We start from the raw sequence: 484 nt of genomic DNA, 5'->3' as shown, positions 1-484 counted from the left end.
AAAATTACATGACACACAAGCAGCAAGTAAATTAAAACTTTCTCGTTTTTCTTTCGTTAAAGTTTTTTCGTTGGCTACGGCAGCTATATTTCTATCGAATGTATTTCCTGTTTTTTCAGCAAATCCTAATTTTAGAAATGCGTTTCTTGAAGGTGTTAAGAGTTCTGGTGTGTCATATCCACAAAGTATTATCTCTGTTGCTGGTTTGAATACTTCTCGTATATCCAAAGACAATTATTTAACGGTACTCAATAAAGCAGATGCAGAAAAGGGTAATGCTAGCGACTATGGGAATTTTCTTATCAAAATCCTTTCTGAGGCGGGTGATGATAATTCGGTTGTGAATATTTTAAAAACCTATGGGAATAAGTTATCAAAAAATACATTAAATACAGAGGATCGATATAAGCAATTGATTGTTGATCAGAATTTATTGGCGGATGGTGGCTTATCTCCCCAGCCATTTCCTCAAACGAGCCAAGAT

At 34.7% G+C, this 484-nt stretch carries 1 pseudogene; it reads left to right on the top strand.

Annotated elements, in window-relative coordinates:
- Nucleotides 1-484, top strand: a pseudogene (locus tag J7R07_RS08000) (Vomp family autotransporter); the annotation flags it as partial.

This window comes from Bartonella phoceensis, assembly GCF_902825145.1.
GTDB classification, from domain to species: domain Bacteria; phylum Pseudomonadota; class Alphaproteobacteria; order Rhizobiales; family Rhizobiaceae; genus Bartonella; species Bartonella phoceensis.
Note: the sequence above shows the minus strand (reverse complement) of the source record. Positions and strands in the feature narration are given on the sequence as shown.